Origin of the sequence: Psychromarinibacter halotolerans (assembly GCF_029168315.1) — a bacterium.
GTDB classification, from domain to species: Bacteria; Pseudomonadota; Alphaproteobacteria; order Rhodobacterales; family Rhodobacteraceae; genus Psychromarinibacter; species Psychromarinibacter halotolerans.
This window is the reverse complement of sequence record NZ_JARGYD010000008.1, coordinates 1-18,260: the sequence shown is the minus strand read 5'-3', so window position 1 is coordinate 18,260 and position 18,260 is coordinate 1. Positions and strand designations below refer to the sequence as shown.

At 66.8% G+C, this 18,260-nt stretch carries 16 protein-coding genes; 13 read left to right on the top strand and 3 right to left on the bottom strand.

Annotated elements, in window-relative coordinates; all coding sequences use genetic code 11:
- The first annotated feature begins 105 nt into the window (after positions 1-105).
- Positions 106-717, top strand: coding sequence for a hypothetical protein (locus tag P1K30_RS18030; RefSeq protein WP_275634165.1), 612 nt, complete (start codon positions 106-108; stop codon positions 715-717).
- A 10-nt stretch (positions 718-727) separates the two neighbouring features.
- Here P1K30_RS18030 and P1K30_RS18025 read toward each other — a convergent pair whose 3' ends face one another.
- Together P1K30_RS18025 and P1K30_RS18020 are read right to left on the bottom strand one after the other, a co-directional pair.
- Positions 728-1,564, bottom strand: a complete 837-nt coding sequence (locus P1K30_RS18025) for a GNAT family N-acetyltransferase (RefSeq protein WP_275634164.1) — start codon at positions 1,562-1,564, stop codon at positions 728-730.
- A complete protein-coding gene (locus P1K30_RS18020; RefSeq protein WP_275634163.1) occupies positions 1,561-2,247 on the bottom strand; it encodes a GntR family transcriptional regulator in 687 nt (228 codons plus the stop codon). Before P1K30_RS18020 ends, P1K30_RS18025 begins: the two co-directional genes overlap by 4 nt.
- Positions 2,248-2,484: 237 nt before the next feature.
- On the opposite strand from P1K30_RS18020, the gene P1K30_RS18015 reads away from it, so the two are divergent.
- From P1K30_RS18015 to P1K30_RS17965, 11 genes are all read left to right on the top strand, one after another.
- Positions 2,485-3,456 (top strand): ABC transporter ATP-binding protein, encoded by a 972-nt coding sequence (locus P1K30_RS18015; protein ID WP_275634162.1) that lies wholly within the window; start codon positions 2,485-2,487, stop codon positions 3,454-3,456.
- A gap of 72 nt (positions 3,457-3,528) precedes the next feature.
- Positions 3,529-4,800 (top strand): ABC transporter substrate-binding protein, encoded by a 1,272-nt coding sequence (locus tag P1K30_RS18010; RefSeq protein ID WP_275634161.1) that lies wholly within the window; start codon positions 3,529-3,531, stop codon positions 4,798-4,800.
- Positions 4,801-4,933: 133 nt separating this feature from the next.
- Positions 4,934-5,782, top strand: coding sequence for an ABC transporter permease (locus P1K30_RS18005; protein ID WP_275634336.1), 849 nt, complete (start codon positions 4,934-4,936; stop codon positions 5,780-5,782).
- A gap of 3 nt (positions 5,783-5,785) precedes the next feature.
- Complete coding sequence (locus P1K30_RS18000) at positions 5,786-6,622, top strand: ABC transporter permease (RefSeq protein WP_275634160.1); 837 nt, start codon at positions 5,786-5,788, stop codon at positions 6,620-6,622.
- Positions 6,622-7,287, top strand: a complete 666-nt coding sequence (locus P1K30_RS17995; protein ID WP_275634159.1) for an aspartate/glutamate racemase family protein — start codon at positions 6,622-6,624, stop codon at positions 7,285-7,287. Before P1K30_RS18000 ends, P1K30_RS17995 begins: the two co-directional genes overlap by 1 nt.
- Before the next feature lie 145 nt (positions 7,288-7,432).
- Positions 7,433-9,697 carry an efflux RND transporter permease subunit gene (locus P1K30_RS17990; protein WP_275634158.1) on the top strand — a complete coding sequence of 755 codons (2,265 nt, stop codon included), beginning with the start codon at positions 7,433-7,435 and terminating at the stop codon, positions 9,695-9,697.
- A complete protein-coding gene (locus P1K30_RS17985) occupies positions 9,697-10,476 on the top strand; it encodes an outer membrane lipoprotein-sorting protein (RefSeq protein ID WP_275634157.1) in 780 nt (259 codons plus the stop codon). The genes P1K30_RS17990 and P1K30_RS17985 overlap by 1 nt, the downstream gene beginning before the upstream one ends.
- 32 nt (positions 10,477-10,508) lie before the next feature.
- The gene (locus tag P1K30_RS17980) at positions 10,509-11,924 is read left to right on the top strand and encodes a hypothetical protein (RefSeq protein ID WP_275634156.1); all 1,416 of its coding nucleotides are present in this window, start codon (positions 10,509-10,511) and stop codon (positions 11,922-11,924) included.
- A gap of 73 nt (positions 11,925-11,997) precedes the next feature.
- Positions 11,998-13,773, top strand: a complete 1,776-nt coding sequence (xsc, locus tag P1K30_RS17975) for a sulfoacetaldehyde acetyltransferase (RefSeq protein ID WP_275634155.1) — start codon at positions 11,998-12,000, stop codon at positions 13,771-13,773.
- 129 nt (positions 13,774-13,902) lie between these two features.
- Positions 13,903-14,838: a phosphate acyltransferase gene (locus tag P1K30_RS17970; RefSeq protein ID WP_275634154.1), complete on the top strand. Its 936-nt coding sequence runs from the start codon at positions 13,903-13,905 to the stop codon at positions 14,836-14,838.
- Complete coding sequence (locus P1K30_RS17965; RefSeq protein ID WP_275634153.1) at positions 14,838-15,908, top strand: acetate/propionate family kinase; 1,071 nt, start codon at positions 14,838-14,840, stop codon at positions 15,906-15,908. Before P1K30_RS17970 ends, P1K30_RS17965 begins: the two co-directional genes overlap by 1 nt.
- Here the strand turns inward: P1K30_RS17965 and P1K30_RS17960 are convergent.
- Positions 15,886-16,542, bottom strand: coding sequence for a DUF1028 domain-containing protein (locus P1K30_RS17960; protein WP_275634152.1), 657 nt, complete (start codon positions 16,540-16,542; stop codon positions 15,886-15,888). The genes P1K30_RS17965 and P1K30_RS17960 overlap by 23 nt on opposite strands.
- A gap of 94 nt (positions 16,543-16,636) precedes the next feature.
- Here P1K30_RS17960 and P1K30_RS17955 point away from each other — a divergent pair, with 94 nt between their 5' ends.
- Positions 16,637-18,217 carry an ABC transporter substrate-binding protein gene (locus P1K30_RS17955; protein WP_275634151.1) on the top strand — a complete coding sequence of 527 codons (1,581 nt, stop codon included), beginning with the start codon at positions 16,637-16,639 and terminating at the stop codon, positions 18,215-18,217.
- The last annotated feature ends 43 nt before the right edge of the window (positions 18,218-18,260 follow it).

The window sequence follows — 18,260 nt, the reverse complement described above, 5'->3', positions numbered from 1 at the left end:
TGTAAACCAAATCTTCGTACCAAAAAGGGGCTTATCCCAGCCGAAGGAACCAGAGACGTGCTTGCCGAAGCGGGTACTGACCAGCAAGGCCGTTGCCAGGTCTCATTGACCCTGACCAGAGATCTGCTGACCGATGAATGGTTCGCGGATCGGATCGAGTTCCACTTGGGTGGGGCCCGAAACGTGACGACGTTCAAATGCGCGACGCCGATCGGCAGCGCGTTCTCAGCGGATTTCGTGGCACAGATCCGCAAGCACCTGCCTCAGACCACCGATGCGGCGGTGATTGTGGAATCCGAAAGCGTGGTTCAGACCCAGCGGCTTGTGCTGGGGGGCGTGCGCGTGGTGGCGCAGCAGGCGCGGCATGGCGTGCAGGGCGTGATCATGCGGTTCAAGCAGGCGCTGGGCGCGATGCAGTCGGTCCTGCTTCCGAAATACCGCACCGAACAAACCACGCGCGAGGCGTTGGACAGGTCCGCGGCAGAGGCTTTGCTGTACCTGCTGCGCCCCTGCCTTGACCTTGCCGAGGTCGAGCTTGACGGCGAGAGCGAGGTTCTGGAACAGGTCGCCCGCCGGCTGGAGGGGCTGGCCGAGAACAAGGACGAACTGCGGTTCTTCGTCTACCTGCTGCGGCGGTTTGTCGAGAATGCGCCGGTCGCCGAAGTCAGCGCGCCGCGCCCGCGTCGCGAGGGATTGCCAGCGCCGGATCCGGCCTGACGGCTGCGCGTCAACCCAGCTCCATCGTCGCCACGGCCTGCAATGTCCCGTCCGGTTGCGGCGGGGCGCTCCGGTACATGCGGGCCGTCGCGAAGGTTTCCTGAAATCCCAGCGATGTAAGGCGCTCTGCCAGCGCATCCTGTCCCGGCGCGACGTCGATGAATCGCGGCCCGTCGACGGGCAGGGCGGCTGCCGCCGAGGCTGCCAGCGACAGGGCGCGCTCTGCGTCCACCGCGATCACCGGGCCGATCTTGATCCCCTCGCGGCAGGCTCGGGCGGTTGCCGCCCCATCCAATGCACCGCCGGTTTCGGACACAACCGTCCGGCGCGTCGCGCTTCCCATCATCCAGTTCGACAGGAACGCCGGGCGGTCATAGCCGCAGGCGGCCCGGTCCAAAGCCGCAAGCGCGGGCAGGTCCGCCGGTGTGGCGGGGCGGTGCCCCACGGTCGTTCCGGCAGGAAGCTGTCCCATGAACCGGCGCGTCGCCCCGGCTGGCGCAAAGCCCGACCGCGCGTAATTCGCCTGCTGCGCCGCAACGCCGTCCAGCCCGACCGTGCGGTCGCCTGCGTGGGCCAGCGCGTGCTGCCACAGGCCGAACCCAATGCCGCGGCCGCGATGCGACGGGCGGCACAGGTACAGGCCAAGGAAGGCCATCGTGTCGTCGTGGTTCACCACCGAGATCGCCGCGACCGGGGTACCGTCCACCTCGGCGACGAAGAACCCGTCGGGGTCGGCGGCAAAAAAGGCGGCAGCATCGTCCAGACCGGGATTCCAGCCCTCGTCCGCCGCCCAGTCCAGCATCAGCGCGACCTCGGACGCACTGGCGGTCCGGTACGTCGCCGTCATGGACGCAATGCCTCGCGCAGGGACGCCGGCGCGGATGACACGTTGCTGAGGTCCAGCGAGGTCACAAGATCCACAAGGTGGTGCTTCATCAACTCTTCGGCGAGGTCGCCGTCGTGCCGCGCAAAGGCCTGTATCAGCGCGTGGTGCGCATGGCTTTCGCACATCGCGCCGCGCCGCTTCCAGTACAGCGCCACGATCAGCGACGACCGGGCGATCAGCTGCGCGATGAATTCGGCGATGGTTTCCTGATGCGCGATACGGGCGATTTCCAGATGGAACATGCCGGACAGGTGGACCGAACGCCCAAGCTCGCCCGCCCGGATCGCCGCGTGTTCCTCGTCGATGTGGTGCTGCAGAACCGCGATGTCCTCGGGCGTCGCCCGTTCCGCCGCCGACCGCGCGGTGCGGGGTTCCAGAAGGGCGCGGGCCTCGAACACCTCGCGCGCTTCGCGGGCGGATGGCTGCGCGACGAACGCGCCCCGGTTCCGCCGCAGCTCGACCAGCCGCTTGTGCGCAAGACTTTGCAATGCGGCGCGGGCGACGGTGCGGCTGACGCCATAGATCGCGCCCACCTCGTCCTCGTTCAGCTTGGTTCCGGGCGACAGGCGATGCTCGTGGATCGCCCGAGACATGTCGTCTGCCACGCGCTCGCTGCTGGGTGCCTGATTAACTGAATCTGCCATTGTCTGCCTCCGGACCCGAACCTGCGCGCGATGGGCTAGAGGGGCAAGGATTCGGGAGGGGACGTCGGGTCGCATTCAGGATCGTATACAATGTTGGACGCTATCCTGTGCGCGGGTATCGCGCCGTTGCCTGATAATTGGGCAAATGCTGTTTCGGCCGCGGCGCGGTGGCGATTTGCCTGCCCTCTGACGCGCGGCATCGCGAAGAGTGCTTTCAAGCAGCCAGCAGGGACGGACATGCGGACACCGAACGATCTGGAACTCGTGCATCTGACCAAACGCTACGGCGACACCGTGGCGGTGAAGGACATCAACCATGTCTTCGCGAACGGTACATACGTCTGTCTTCTGGGCCCGTCGGGCTGCGGCAAGTCGACCACGCTGCGGATGATCGCCGGGCACGAGTCGGTCAGCGACGGGTCGATCCTGCTGGACGGACAGGACATCTCGCGGCTTCCGCCCGCACAGCGCGGCACCGCGATGATGTTCCAAAGCTACGCGCTGTTCCCGCACCTGTCGGTGCGTGACAACGTGGCGTTCTCTTTGAAAATGAAGGGCATCGACAAGACCGCGCGCTACAAGGCCGCCGACGACATGCTGGCGCTGGTCGACATGGGGCATCTGGCCGAACGTCTTCCGGCGCAGCTTTCGGGCGGCCAGCAGCAGCGCGTGGCGCTGGCCCGCGCGCTGGTCACCAAGCCTCGCGTCCTGTTGCTGGACGAACCGCTGTCGGCGCTGGACCCGTTCCTGCGCATCCGCGTGCGGGGCGAGCTGAAGCGCCTGCAACGCGAACTGGGGATCTCGTTCATCCACGTCACCCACGGACAGGACGAGGCGCTTGCGCTGGCCGACGAGGTGGTGGTGATGAACAACGCCGTCATCGAACAGGCCGGCACGGCGCGCGATGTGTTCGGCGCCCCCCGGACCGAGTTCGTGGCTCGCTTCATGGGCGGCCACAACGTCATCGACCTGAACGGCGGCCGCTTCGCGCTGCGCGCCGACGACGTGAAGCTGGCCGACAGCGGCCACGCCGCCACCGTCAGCGTGGTCGAGTACCAAGGCGACCGCGTCGCCGTGACCTCGAAATTGGGCGAGACCGAGGTTCTGGCGCTGGTGCCAGAGGCCGAGTTCTACGCCAATCCGAAGAATCCGGGCGATGCCGTCGGCCTTGCCTGGGATGAGGGGCGGCTGCACCGCCTCCTGGCTTAGGGCGCCGCCCGGGCCAAACCCCAAACACCAACGAAACGCCGCAAGGCACAGGGAAGAGAAGAGAGGAACACGATGGCCAAAGCCAGAGTTGGATACACCCGCCGGTCGATGCTGAAAGCCGGTGGCGCCGCGATCGCCGCAACGGCGCTGCCCGCCCCGATGGTCTGGGCGCAGGACATCAAGGACGTCACGCTGCGCCAGTTCGGCACCGGCGTGTCGAACCTGAACGACGTGGCCCAGAAGGTGAAGGAAGACCTTGGCTTCACGCTGGAAATGACCGCGCTCGATTCCGACAGCGTCACCCAGCGCGCGGCCACCCAGCCCGACAGCTTCGACATCGCCGACATCGAGTACTGGATCTGCAAAAAGGTCTGGCCGACCGGCAACCTGCAGGCGATGGACGTGTCGAAGATCGCCAACTACGACAAGATCGTCGGCATCTTCAAAGACGGCAAGCTGACCCCGGACAGCGAGATCGCACAGGGTACCGCGCCGCACACCGTGGGCTTCATCCCCGAGCCGGGCGCGACCGAGTTCGCGGACGAACAGACCAACTGGATGACCCTGATCCCGACGATCTACAACGCCGACACGCTGGGCATCCGCCCCGACCTGATCGGCCGTCCGATCAACAACTGGTCGGAACTGCTGAACCCCGAGTTCAAGGGCAAGGCCTCGATCCTCGACATCAGCTCGATCGGCATCATGGACATGGCGATGGTCTGTGAATCGATGGGCGAGATCACCTATGGCGACAAGGGCAACATGACCCGCGAAGAGATCGACGCCACCTTCGCGATCTTCACCGAGGCCAAGCAGAACGGCCAGTTCCGCGCCTTCTGGAAGACCTTCGACGAATCCGTGAACCTGATGGCCTCGGGCGAGGTCGTGATCCAGTCGATGTGGTCGCCGGCGATCACCGCTGTGAAGTCGCGCGGCATTCCCTGCGTCTACCAGCCGCTGGAAGAGGGCTATCGTTCGTGGGGCGGCGGCATCGGCCTGTCGAACGCGCTGTCGGGCATCGAGCTGGACGCGGCCTATGAATACATCAACTGGTACCTGTCCGGCTGGGTCGGCGGCTATCTGATGCGTCAGGGCTATTACTCAGCCGTTCCGGAAACCTCGAAAGAGTACATGTCCGAGAACGAGTGGGGCTATTGGTTCGAGGGCAAGGAAGCCACCGACGTCATCACCTCGCCCACCGGCGACGCGCTGGCCCAGGCTGGCGAAGTCCGCGACGGCGGCTCGTTCGAAGAGCGCATGGGCCGCGTGGCTTGCTGGAACGCCGTCATGGACGAGAACCAGTACATGGTCCGCAAGTGGAACGAATTCATCGCTGCATGATGAACCACTGGCGCGGGGGTTTCGGCCTCCGCGTCTTTTTTCCTTTTTCGAAGGCCTGCCGATGACCGAGACGCTGACCGACACGCCGCCTGCCGTGCCGCAGTCGACGCGCCCGCCGAAACCGCCGGGATCTATGGGCCGCAACCTGCTGGGCTGGCTTCAGGCCGCGCCGCTGACGCTGGTTTTGCTGGCCTTCCTTGTCGCGCCGATCGTGATGATCGTGATCGTCAGCTTTTGGCGTGCGACCGAATTCTCGATCATCCCGGACTTCTCGTTCGAGAACTACGAATTCCTGTTCGGATCGTCCGTGACGTGGCGGGTGTTTCTGGCGACGTTCAAATACGCGCTGATCACATGGGCCTTCACGCTGTCCATCGGCTTTACCGTCGCGTATTTTCTGGCCTTCCACGTGCGCAGCCAGACGATGCAGATCGCGCTGTTCCTGCTGTGCACGATCCCGTTCTGGACCTCGAACATCATCCGCATGATCAGCTGGATTCCTTTCCTTGGCCGCAACGGCATCGCGAACCAGACGCTTCAGGATTGGGGCCTGATCGACCAGCCGCTGGAATGGCTGCTGTATTCCGATTTCTCGGTGATCCTTGCCTTCGTGCACCTGTACACGTTGTTCATGGTCGTGCCGATCTTCAACACGATGATGCGCATCGACAAGTCGCTGATCGAAGCGGCCTATGACAACGGCGCGTCGGGCTTCCAGACGCTGCTTCACGTCATCATCCCGCTGACCAAGCCGGGTATCATGATCGGCACCATCTTCGTCGTCACGCTGGTGATGGGCGACTTCATCACGGTGCGGTTCATGTCGGGCTCGCAGAAGGCCAACGTGGGCCGCCTGATCTCGAACGACATCGCGCTGCTGCAATACCCGTCCGCCGCCGCGACGGCGGTGGTGCTGCTGTGCACGGTGCTGATCGTGATCGGCATCCTGCTGCGGTTCGTGAACATCCGGAAGGAGCTCTGACCGATGGAAAAACGCCCCCGCAGCTTCTACGTCCTCGCCGCCTTTTTCGGCCTGTTCGTGCTGTTCCTCTACGGGCCCACGATCACCATCGGTATCCTGTCCTTTCAGGGCGAGGGCGGTGGCCTGACCTTCCCGATGCGCGGCGTGTCGCTGCACTGGTTCCGCGACCTGTTTCAGGAACAGGCGGTCGGCGACATCTGGGGCGCCTTCCGCCGCAGCCTTGCGCTGGGCCTGCTGGTGATGGTCGTCACCGTGGTCGTTTCGGTGATGGCGGGGCTTGCCTTCCGCAAGCGGTTCGCCGGATCGGCGCTGCTGTTCTACCTTGCCATCGCGTCGCTGGTGATCCCGTCGATCCTGATCTCTCTGGGTGTCGGCCTGATCTTCAACCAGTTGGGTCTTAAGATCCACTGGGCCACTTCGGGTCTGGGGTCCCAACTGACGTGGACGCTGCCCTTCGGCCTGCTGATCATGTTCGCCGTGTTCAACCGCTTCGACAAATCCTACGAGGAAGCCGCCCGCGACCAAGGCGCGACCGCATGGCAGACGATCCGCTATGTCGTGCTGCCGATCATCGCGCCGTCGCTGCTGGGCGTTGCGCTATTCGGCTTCACCCTCAGCTATGACGAGTTCGCGCGGACGCTGCTGACTGCGGGCAGCTACAACACCCTGCCGCTCGAAATCTTCGGGATGACCACCAACGTGACCACGCCGGTGATCTATGCGCTGGGCACACTGACGACGGTATTCTCATTCCTGATCATCGGGGCGTTCCTGTTCACCGTCTGGATCATGGCGAAACGCCGGGCCCGCCACGGGTCGGATGCCGGCAAGGGCGTCTGATGCGTCTGCTGTACATCAACCCCAATTCCACCGCCGAGATGACCGACAGCATCGTCGAGGCCGCCCGCGCCGCCGTGCCGGAGGCCGAGGTGATCGGCTGGACCAACACCGACGGCCCCCCCGCGATACAGGGGGCGGCGGATGGCGACGCGGCGGTGCCGGGGCTTTTGGCGCTGCTGCCCAAGGCACGGACGGCCGACGTGGACGCCATCGTCATCGCCTGCTTCGACGACACCGGGTTGGACGGCGCCCGCGCGATGGCGCATTGCCCGGTGCTGGGCATCGGGCAGGCGGGGTTTCACATGGCGGTGCTGATGGGCGGACGGTTCGGCGTCGTCACGACGCTGCCAATCTCGGTCCCGGTGATCGAGGGCAACATCGCCTCCTACGGCTTCGCCGACGCCTGCACCGGGGTGCGTCCCAGCGGCCTGCCGGTTCTGGCGGTGGAAGAAGGCGGCGACGATGTGCTGGCCACGCTCGACCGCGAGATCACCGCCGCCGCCGCCGACGGGGCGCGAAGCGTGGTGCTGGGCTGTGCCGGGATGGCGCGGCATCGGTCGGCGCTGTCGCGACCGGGCGGCCCTTTGCTGATCGACGGCGTCGCGGCCTCGGCGCTGCTGGCGGTCGCGGCGCATGGCTACGTCGGGGCGCGCAGCGCGGCCTGACCCCCCGCAAACGTGTAGGGGTGCGGCGGGACGTGCCCTTGCCCGACCCACCCGCCGTGCACTACCTCTGCCACAGGCCGAGGGAGGACCGGACCGGGACAATGCGCCGCCGTTTCAATGCCATGACCGATCTGGACCCGTGCCGTTGACCGCGTCTCAGCGCATCGCGCGGGCGATCCTGCGGCACAACCGGCTGTTCCTGCTGGTGCTGGCGCTGCTGGTCGCGGTGCTGGCCACCGGTATACCGCGCCTGCAATTCTCGACCGACAACCGCGCCTTCTTCTCGCGCGACAACCCGGAATACCGCGACCTGCTGGCGCTGGACGCCGCCTACAACAGCACGGACGGTTTGCTGTTCCTGCTGACCCCGCCCGAGGGCGCGGCCTTCGACCCCGACGCCCTGACGGCACTGCGCGATTTCACCGATGACGCGTGGCAGGTGCCGTATGTCCTGCGCGTCGACAGCCCGGTGAACCTGACCCTGTCGCGGTCCGAGGGCGACGAGATCCTGATCGAGCCGCTGCTGCCCGACACCGGCCCCCTGACCTTGGCCGATGCCACCCGCTTTCGCGAGGGGCTGGCCGATCTGGACGAGGCCGAGGGCCGGTTCGTGTCGGCGGACGGCGACGCGTTCGGGATGAGCCTGCAGCTTGTTCTCCCGGGGACCGAGGCGGGCCGGGACGAGGCCGCCGCGTATGTCGACGCCATGCTGGACATCTGGCGCGCGGCGCATCCGGACTGGAGCTTCAAGGTCACCGGCGGCTTTCTTGGCGGGCTGGCGCTGGAACGGATCGCGATCCAAGACCTGACGTGGCTGGTGCCGCTGGCGGCGCTGATGGTGGTGGCGGTTCTGCTGTTCATGATGCGCACCATCGTCGGGGCGATCACCACGCTGGTGGTGGCCATCTGCGGCACCGTGGCGACGCTTGGCATCGCGGGCTGGGCCGGGATCGTGCTGACCGCCGGCACCGCGATAAGCCCGCTGTCGGTGCTGGTGCTGCTGACCGCGTCCTGCATCCACGTCCTGCTCAGCTGGATGCGGGCGCTGGACAGCGACGGCCCCGACCGCGCCATCGAGACCGCGCTGGAAGAGAACCTCGGCGCCGTCACGGTCACAAACCTGACCACCGCCATCGGCTTTCTGTGCCTGAACTTCAGCCAGGCGCCGCCGCTGCGCGACATGGGCAACATCATCGCATTCGGGCTGCTGGTCGGGCTGGCCGCGACGCTGGTGGTCGTCCCGGCGGGGCTGCGGTTCGACCGCCGCGCCCACGCCGCGCGCATCCCGATCACGCCCGCGATGATGCAGGGCATCGCCACCGCGATCCTGACGCGCTGGAAACTCTGGCTGTGGCTGTTCCCGGTGGCCGTGCTGGTGGCGATCACCGGCATCCTCAGGATCGGCTACGACGACAGCATCTTCCGCTATTTCGCCCCCCGGACCGAGTTCCGTCAGTCCGCCGACGCGATCCAGGACAAGCTGTCGGGGCTGGACAGCCTGCAATTCTCGTTCAAAGCGCCGGACGGTTCGGTCTTCGATCCGGCGTTCCTTGCCTCGGTCGACCGCTTCGCCGGTTGGCTGGCGGGGCAGCCGGGCGTCGTTTCGGTCACGTCCATCGCCGACATCCTGAAACGGATGAACGGCGCGATGACCGGCGAGGACCCCGCGCTGCCTGACAGCCGCGAAGCCGGGGCGCAGCTGATGATGCTGTACGAGTTCTCGCTGCCACCGGGGCACGATCTGACCTCGACCATCGACGTCAGCCGCACCCAGACCCGTCTGATCGCGGGGCTGCGCGTCGCCAGCTCGAACGAGACCCGCGACCTTGCCGACCGGGCCGAGGCATGGCTGGCCGCGAACGAGCCCGCCATCGCCTCTCGTGCGTCGGGCGTGTCCATCGCCTTTGCCCGTCTGTCGCAGCAGAACAACCGGCAGATGCTGATGGGGCTGGCCGTGGTGCTGGCGGCGATCTCGGGGATCATGGTGCTGACCCTGCGCAGTTTCACCTACGGCGCGATCAGCCTTGTGCCCAACCTTGTGCCTGCCGTGCTGGCCTTTGGGCTTTGGGGCTATACCTTCAGGGACGTGAACCTTGGATCGACCGTGGTGACGACCATGACCTTCGGCATCGTCGTGGACGATACGGTGCATTTCCTGATGCACTACCTGCGCCGCCGCCGCGCCGGGCGCGTGGCCGAGGCGGCGCTGCGCGATACGTTCTCTGTCGTGGGCGCGGCCATCGTGATCACCTCGCTGGCGCTGATGGCGGGGTTCGCGGTGATGACGCTGTCGGGCTTCGTCATCAACCGCCACATCGGCGCGCTGACGGTCTTCGTCGTGGGCTTCGCGCTGCTGGCCGACCTGCTGTTCCTGCCCGCCCTGTTGCTTGCCCTGAAAGGACGCCGCTGATGCTGTTCCGTTTTCTGTTGATCGCCCTGTTGTCCCTGACCGTCCTGCCCGCGTCGGCGCAGCCCGCCATCGAGAAAGGCACCGCCATCGCGGAAGAGGCCGCGTCGCGCAATTCCGGCTGGGGCGACCTGTCGGTCAGCGGCGAGATGATCCTGACCGCCGGGGGGGCGTCCAGCACGCGCCGGTTCGACGCGCAGTGGGTCGAGACGGGGCGGGGCGCGTCGCGGTCGCTGATCGTGTTTCGCTGGCCCGGCGACATTCAGGGCACGGCGCTGCTGACCCACGGCTATGCGGGGCGGAACGACGACCAGTGGCTTTGGCTGCCGTCGCTGTCGAAGGTGCGGCGCATCTCGTCCTCGGGGCGCAGCGGGTCCTTCGTGGGCAGCGAATTCGCCTACGAGGACATGACCGATCAGGAAATCGGCAAGTTCACCCACACATGGGTGCAGGACGGCGCCTGTCCCGGCGGCGGCACCTGTCACATCGTCGACCGGCGTCCGCGCACCGCGTCGGGCTACAGCCTGCAACGGGTGTGGTTCGACACGTCGAACCTGACGATCCGGCAGGTGCAGTATTACGACCGGCGCGGTGCGCACGTGAAAACGCTGGCGATCAGCGGCTACCGCCAGTATCAGGGCCGGTTCTGGCGGGCGAGCCGGATGGTGATGCAGAACCACCTGACCGGGAAGGCGACGACGCTGACGTGGTCGGGCTATCGCTTCAATGCGGGGGTGAACCCCAACGCGCTGTCGCCCAACGCGCTTAGCCGCATCCGTTGACCTTGGCCCGGAGGATCGCCCAGACTGCGCCGATGTCGGACGGTCATCGCAAGATGCGGCGGACCCGCCTGCGCGGCCTTGCCGTTGCCGGGTGCCTTTTGGCGCCTGCCGCGGTCAGCGCGCAGTCCGACCTGTCCGGAGATGGGCTTTCCGTGTCCGGGCAGTTCGATTTCGGGCTGCGGTCCTATCTGGACGACGGGCGCTATGCCGGACAGTCGGACGCGGGCGCGCAGGTCTTCTTCGGCACGACGGTAAACGCGACGATGCCCTTGGGAACGGGGCAGGTCGTCCTGCAGTTTTCGGCCAGCGCGGACACCGACGGCGCGCGCGATGCGTTCAACCTGCAACGCGCCTATTACACCCGGTCGTTCGGCGACTGGGATCTGCTGGCGGGGATGAACGTCGACACATGGGGCGTCGCGGAAAGCCGGTCGGTGCTGAACGTGCTGAACCCGCAGGACGGGACCGACGTGATATATGGCGGCGACTTCGTCGGAACGCCGATGATCAACGCCAGCTACTACAGCGATTTCGGGACCTTCAGCGCCTATGCCCTGACCGGCTTTGTCGAGCCTGTCAGCCCCGGCGCCTCGTCGCGCCTGCGCGCGCCGGTTCCGGTGGCCGACGGACAGGCGGTGTACCAAGAGGGTGACGGCCGCCATCTGGATTTCGCGTTCCGCTGGCGCAACAACTTCGCATTGGGCGATGGCGCGCTGGACGTCGCGGCCAGCTATTTCAACGGCACCAGCCGGACGCCGGTCGGGCTGTTGGGCTGCGCCCCGACCGGCGGCGTGACGGACGCGACCTGCGATGCGGTGAACGCGGCCGTGGTCGATGCCTTCCGATCCGGCGACCCCGCCGTGTCCAGTGTCCGCGACCTGTTCGACCAGCTTGCGGATCTGCCCGAAGACGTGGTCGAGCAGGCCGTTCAGCAAGTCTCGGCCATCCCCGGATTGGGGATCGTGCCGTATTACCAGCACATCCAGCAGGGTGGTCTCAGCGCGGTCTATGCGCGCGGCGATCTACAGCTGCGGACGGAACTGGCCTTTACCAAACCCGACAATATGGACGGCTATTGGTCCGGCGTTGTGGGTGGGGATTACACTTTTCATGGAATAGGGCCGGCGGACGCCAGCCTGACACTGGTCGCCGAATACCTGTGGGACGACCGCAGCACGCGGGCGCCGTCGGTCCTGTTCGGCAACGACCTGTTTCTCGGCCTCAACCTGTTCCTGAACGACAGTCGCGACACCGCGATCCGGCTGGGCGGGTTCCACGATCTGGACAGCGATGCGCAGCTGTTCCAGCTGTCCGCCTCGACCCGGCTGAACGACGCGGTGCGGCTGGATCTCACCGCGCTGCACGTCCGCGCCGACGGCTGGTCCGACCCGCTGTCCTTCGTCGACCGCGACAGCTTTGTCGAGTTGAAGATCAGCACGTATTTCTGACCCCGACCGTCAGTGGTTGACACACCCCGCGCCGCGCGCCTTTCCTGCGCCAACACAGGAGAGGAGACCGGCCGTGAAGATGACCACCGAGGAAGCTTTCGTCAAAACGCTGCAACGCCACGGGATCGAACATGCCTTCGGCATCATCGGTTCGGCCTTCATGCCGATCTCGGACCTGTTTCCGAAGGCGGGCATCACCTTCTGGGACTGCGCGCACGAAGGATCTGGCGGGATGATGGCCGACGGCTACACCCGCGCGTCCGGCAAGATGTCGATGATGATCGCGCAGAACGGGCCGGGCATCACCAACTTCGTCACCGCCGTGAAGACCGCGTATTGGAACCACACGCCGTTGTTGCTGGTCACGCCGCAGGCGGCCAACAAGACCATCGGGCAGGGCGGCTTCCAAGAGGTCGAGCAGATGGCGGCCTTCAAGGACATGGTCGCCTATCAGGAAGAGGTGCGCGACCCGTCCCGCATCGCCGAGGTTCTCAGCCGCGTCATCACCAACGCCCGCCGCGCCAGTGCGCCGGCGCAGATCAACGTGCCGCGGGACGTCTGGACGCAGGTGGTCGACATCGCGATCCCCGAGCCGGTGGAGTTCGAACGCCCTGCGGGCGGCGAGACCGCACTGGCCGAGGCGGCCAAACTGCTGTCCGACGCGAAGTTCCCGGTGATCCTGAACGGCGCGGGCGTGGTGCTGGCGGGTGCGATCCCCGACACCATCGCGCTGGCGGAACGGCTGTCGGCGCCGGTCGGCGTCGGCTACCAGCACAACGACGCCTTCCCCGGCTCGCACCCGCTGTTCGCGGGGCCGCTGGGCTATAACGGGTCGAAGGCCGCGATGCAGCTGATCCGGCAGGCCGACGTGGTGCTGGCGCTGGGCACCCGGCTGAACCCGTTCTCGACACTGCCGGGCTATGGCATCGACTATTGGCCGCAGGACGCGAAGATCATACAGGTCGACATCAACCCCGACCGCATCGGCCTGACCAAGACGATCTCGGTCGGGATCGTGGGGGACGCGAAGAAGGTCGCCAAGACCCTGCTGGCCGGGCTGTCCGACAGCGCCGGCGACGCGGGCCGCACTGACCGCGAGGCCGCCATCGCGCAGACGAAATCGGCATGGGCGCAAGAGCTGAGCTCGATGGATCACGAAGACGACGATCCCGGCACGACGTGGAACCAGCGCGCCCGCGACGCCAAGCCCGACTGGCTGAGCCCGCGCAAGGCATGGCGCGCGATCCAGGCGGCGCTGCCGCGTGAGGCGATCATCAGTTCCGACATCGGCAACAACTGCGCCATCGGCAACGCCTATCCGTCGTTCGAGGTGGGGCGGAAATACCTTGCCCCGGGCCTGTTCGGCCCCTGCGGCTATGGCCTGCCGTCCATCGTCGGCGCCAAGATCGCCTGTCCGGACACGCCGGTCGTGGGGTTCTCGGGCGACGGCGCCTTCGGCATCGCGGTGACCGAATTGACGGCGATCGGCCGCGAGGAATGGCCCGCGATCACGCAGGTGGTGTTCCGCAACTACCAGTGGGGCGCCGAAAAGCGGAACTCGACCCTGTGGTACGACGACAACTTCGTCGGCACCGAACTGGGCGAGGGCGTGTCCTATGCGAAACTGGCCGAGGCGTGCGGGCTGAAGGGCGTGGTGGCGCGGACGATGGACGAACTGACCGCGGCGCTGGCGCAGGCGATCAAGGATCAGGCGGCGGGGATCACCACGCTGATCGAGGCGATGATCAATCAGGAACTCGGAGAGCCGTTCCGCCGCGACGCGATGAAAAAGCCGGTCGAGGTGGCGGGGATCGATCCGTCCGACATGCGGCCGCAGATGCCTGCCTAGGGGGCAGTGCCTGCTTCGTCTCGTCGCAACCCTGCGAAATCGGCGGGAAAAGCGGTGGGCGCGGCTGGCGCCCGCCGCGGACGCGTGGTGTGATCCGCCCAGATTTGAGCAGACGATTCAGGAGCGCACATGCCCGAGGCCTATCCTTTTCTCAGCAAGACCGAGCCGACGCCGCCGAACCGCCTGATGCAGATGGCAAAGAACCACGACACGCCGCGCGTGGCGCTGGTCAACGCCGGGGCGGTCAACCCGATGGAAGGCATCCGCGAGGCCGCCGAGGCCGGGCTGGCAGAGCCGATCCTGATCGGGGACGAACTGAAGATCCGAGGCGCGGCGGAAGAGATCGGCTATGACATCTCGCAGTTTCGGCTGATCCACGCCCCGCACGCGGCGGCGTCCGACATGGCGGCAGAGCTGGCGCGCACGGGCGAGGCCGACGCGATCATGAAGGGGCAGATCCACACCTCGACCTTTCTCAAGGGGCTTTTGCCGACCCGCGCGGGCCTGCGCGAGCCCGGGGCGCGCTGTGGCCATGTCTTTCACATCACCGCGCCCGGCAGCGACCGCCCGCTGCTTTTGACCGACGCGGCGCTGAACGTGAACCCGTCGGTCGAGACGCGGCAGGCCTGCCTGACCCATGCCGTCCGCCTGTGTCAGATCCTTGGGGTCGAACGCCCCCGCGCGGGTCTTCTGGCGCCGACCGAGGACCCGATCGAGTCGGTGCCCAACACGATGGAAAGTGCAGAGATCGCCGCGTGGGCGAAGGACAAGCTGCCCGAGGCGGACGTGTCCGGCCCGATGGCGATGGACCTGATCCTGTCGCGCGAGGCAGCCGAGGTGAAGAACTATGACAGCCCCGTCGCCGGGAACGCCGACATCATCCTGACCCCGAACATCACCACCGGCAACGCGGTGTTCAAGCTGATGGTGCTGGGCATGGGCTGCTGCGCGGGCGGCATCGTTCTGGGGGCGAAGGTGCCGATCCTGCTGACGTCGCGCAGTCAGGGCGCGGCGGCGCGGCTGGCGTCGGCGGCGCTGGGGGTCATCGCCTCGGGGACGCCCTGATGCTGTTGGTGCTGAACACCGGGTCGTCCTCGATCAAGGCGGCGCTGTTCGACCGGGACCTGACCGAGGTTCTGGGCGGCAAGGTCACCGGCATCGGGCAGGCGCAGGGGGCGCGGCTGCGGCTTGGGGCGACGGACGCCGCCATCGACGCGCCCGATCATGAAACGGGGCTGGCCGCGATGCTGGACGCGCTGGGCCGGGAAGGGGCCGGGGACATCACAGCCGCCGCGCACCGGATCGTCCACGGCGGCGCGGCGCTGACCCGTCCCGTGCGGCTGACGCCCGAGGTCATCGGCGTGATCGAGGACAACGTGCCGCTGGCGCCGTTGCACAATCCGCCGGGCCTTGCGGGTATCCGCGCGATGGCCACGGCGCGGCCCGATCTGCCGCAATACGCCAGCTTCGACACCGCGTTTCACGCCACCCAGTCCGAGCTTGCCACCACTTACGCCATCCCGCGCAGCTATCGTGACGAGGGGATCCGGCGCTATGGCTTCCACGGGCTCAGCTATGCCGGGATGGTGGATCAGTTCGGCGACGCGCTGCCCAAGCGGCTGCTGGCGATGCATCTTGGCGCCGGGTGCAGCCTGTGCGCGATCCGGGACGGCAAGTCCGTCTGCACCTCGATGGGCTATTCGCCCTTGTCCGGCCCGACGATGGCGACCCGGTCGGGTGACATCGACGGCATGGCGGTGCTGCGGCTGGCGCGCGAGCACGGCATCGACGAGGCGACGCGGCGGCTGAACACCGAATCCGGCCTGCGCGGTCTGGCGGGCACTGCCGACATGAAGACGCTGCTGGACAGCGACAGCGAAGACGCCGCGTTTGCCGTCGAGCATTTCGTCTGGTCCGTGCTGCGGGTCGGCGGCGGGCTGATCGCGGTGATGGGCGGGGTCGACGCGCTGGCCTTCACCGGCGGGATCGGAGAGAACTCTGCCGAGATCCGGCAGCGCATCACCGACGGGTTCGCATGGCTGGGCGACATCCCCGTGCACGTGATCCCCGCGAAGGAAGAGCGCCAGATCGCCCGGGACGCATGGTCGCTGATCAGTGACGCTGCGGATCGCTAAGGGTCGGCACGGTGGTGGTCCAGTCGCCATAGTCGCCGCTGGTCGCCCGCTCGTGCAGCCGAACAAGGTCGGCCACCGGCGTTTCGCTATAGTCGATCCGAAGGGTCAGCGGCGCGATGTCCGGTCCCACGATTAGCAGCGCCGCCGACATCAGCCCCCGGCTGTCGCCGCCCGCCGCTTCGCCCGCCTGCACGGCGGCCAGCAGGCGCGCGGGCAGGTTGCCCGCCGCCCCGGCAAAGCCATCCGCGATCGCGTCCAGCACGTTCTGCCCCGACAGAAGGTTGCCCGAGACGACGCAGCCGTCGGATTCGCGGCTGCCTTTCACGTCGCTGTTGTCCGCACCCGTATGCACCCCGGTGCCGCCCTGCGGGTCCAGCGCCGCAAGCTGCCGCGCGGCGCGTCCGGCGTCGGGCTCGGTCACCGCGCGCACCGCCTCTGCCGCCGTCGCGCCGTCCTTCATACGGGTCAGCACGTCCTCGCCCCAGAAGGTGCTGGGCGCCGCCCCCTGCGAGGCCGAAGCGCCGCCGAGGGGATTCGCGCGCAGCACCCAGCCGCCCACGCACAGGCTGCCCGTGGCGGCCGCGCCGCCGATCCAGCCTGAAGTTTCATCGCGCGCAAGGATCGAAAATGTCATGGGTTATCCCTCCTGCAGGTATTTATAATGAAAATTTTGATCTGAGGGAATTATCGTGATAAATTTCTTTTCACAGTCCACTGGAGGGAACCAAATGAACATCCGTAACCTGACGCGCCGCGCGGTTCTTGCCGCCACCGGCGCGCTACTGGCGGTGGGGACGCTTGGCGGCGCGCCGGCCGCTGCGCAGACCCCGCCCGGGGTGCTGGTGGTCGGCCAGATCGCCGAGCCCAAGGCGCTCGACCCGGCGGCGGTGACCGCGGTCAACGATTTCCGCATCCTGATGAACATCTACGACGGCCTCGTGCGCTACAAGTCGGGCACGCTGGAAGTCGAACCCGCGCTGGCCACCGATTGGGAGATCAGCGAGGACGGCACCGAGTACACGTTCAACCTGCGCGAAGGCGTCAGCTTCCACGACGGCACGCCATTCAACGCCGAGGCGGTCGTGTTCAACTTCGAGCGGATGCTGAACGAAGATCACCCCTACGCCGACACCGGGCCGTTCCCGCTGGCGTTCTTCTTCTCGTCCGTCGACACGGTCGAGGCGGTGGATGACCTGACGGTGAAGTTCACCCTGTCCGCGCCCTACGCGCCGTTCCTGTCGAACCTCGCCTATCCCACGGGCCTGATCGTTTCGCCCGCCGCGGTGGAACAGTACGGCGCCGATTTTGGGCGCAACCCGTCGGGCACCGGGCCGTTCACCTTCGCTGAATGGCGGTCGAACGAGGCTGTCGTGGTCGAAGGCAACCCGGACTACTGGGGCGGGGCGCCGTCGCTTCAGGCGGTGATCTACCGTCCGATCACCGATGCCAACACCCGCGTGGCCGAGATGCTGGCCGGGGGCATCGACCTGATGGTCGAGGTGCCGCCCGTCGCGCTGTCGGAGTTCGAGGGCGACCAGTACAGCGTGATCGAACAGGCGGGCCCGCACGTCTGGTTCCTGATCCTGAACGCCAAGGAAGGTCCCTTCGCGGACAAGCTGGTGCGCCAGGCCGCCAACTTCGCGGTCAACAAAGAGGCGCTGGTGAACGACGTGCTGGAAGGCACCGCCGATGTCGCCGCCGGCCCGACGCCGCCGGCCTTCGCGTGGGCGTACAACGACGCGCTGGACCCGTACCCCTATGACCCGGAGAAGGCCAAGGAACTGCTGGCCGAAGCCGGTGTCGAGAACCCGTCGGTGACCTTCTATGTCACGGAAGGCGGATCGGGGATGCTGGATCCGATCGCGATGGGCACCGCCATTCAGGCGGACCTGCAGGCCGTCGGCTTCGACGTCACCATCGAGACCTACGAGTGGAACACCTTCCTAGGAGAGGTGAACCCGGGTCTGGAAGGCAAGGCCGACATGGCCGAGATGGCGTGGATGACCAACGACCCGGACACCCTGCCGTATCTTGCGCTGCGCACCGACGCCTTCCCCGAGGCGGGCGGGTTCAACTCGGGCTACTATTCCAACCCCGAGGTGGACGAGCTGCTTGAGAAGGCCCGCGTGTCCACGTCGCAGGACGAACGCGCCGAGCTGTACAAGCAGATGCAAGAGATCGTGCAGGACGACGCACCCTGGGTCTTCGTCGCGAACTGGAAGCAGAACGCCGTGACCTCTTCGGCGGTCGAGAACTTCGCGCTGGAGCCGTCGTTCTTCCTGCTGCTGAAGGACGTGGTCAAGAACTGACCCTTTATCGGACCGGGCTGTCGCCCGGTCCGACCCGCGCGCC

Coding starts and splice junctions, on each gene's coding strand:
- P1K30_RS18020 (WP_275634163.1), bottom strand. CDS start 2,247: ATGGCAGATTCAGTTAATCAGGCACCCAGCAGCGAGCGCGTGGCAGAC.
- P1K30_RS17960 (WP_275634152.1), bottom strand. CDS start 16,542: ATGACATTTTCGATCCTTGCGCGCGATGAAACTTCAGGCTGGATCGGC.
- P1K30_RS18005 (WP_275634336.1), top strand. CDS start 4,934: ATGGGCCGCAACCTGCTGGGCTGGCTTCAGGCCGCGCCGCTGACGCTG.
- P1K30_RS17970 (WP_275634154.1), top strand. CDS start 13,903: ATGCCCGAGGCCTATCCTTTTCTCAGCAAGACCGAGCCGACGCCGCCG.
- P1K30_RS17985 (WP_275634157.1), top strand. CDS start 9,697: ATGCTGTTCCGTTTTCTGTTGATCGCCCTGTTGTCCCTGACCGTCCTG.
- P1K30_RS18025 (WP_275634164.1), bottom strand. CDS start 1,564: ATGACGGCGACGTACCGGACCGCCAGTGCGTCCGAGGTCGCGCTGATG.
- P1K30_RS17955 (WP_275634151.1), top strand. CDS start 16,637: ATGAACATCCGTAACCTGACGCGCCGCGCGGTTCTTGCCGCCACCGGC.
- P1K30_RS18010 (WP_275634161.1), top strand. CDS start 3,529: ATGGCCAAAGCCAGAGTTGGATACACCCGCCGGTCGATGCTGAAAGCC.
- P1K30_RS18000 (WP_275634160.1), top strand. CDS start 5,786: ATGGAAAAACGCCCCCGCAGCTTCTACGTCCTCGCCGCCTTTTTCGGC.
- P1K30_RS17965 (WP_275634153.1), top strand. CDS start 14,838: ATGCTGTTGGTGCTGAACACCGGGTCGTCCTCGATCAAGGCGGCGCTG.
- P1K30_RS18015 (WP_275634162.1), top strand. CDS start 2,485: ATGCGGACACCGAACGATCTGGAACTCGTGCATCTGACCAAACGCTAC.
- P1K30_RS17980 (WP_275634156.1), top strand. CDS start 10,509: ATGTCGGACGGTCATCGCAAGATGCGGCGGACCCGCCTGCGCGGCCTT.
- P1K30_RS17995 (WP_275634159.1), top strand. CDS start 6,622: ATGCGTCTGCTGTACATCAACCCCAATTCCACCGCCGAGATGACCGAC.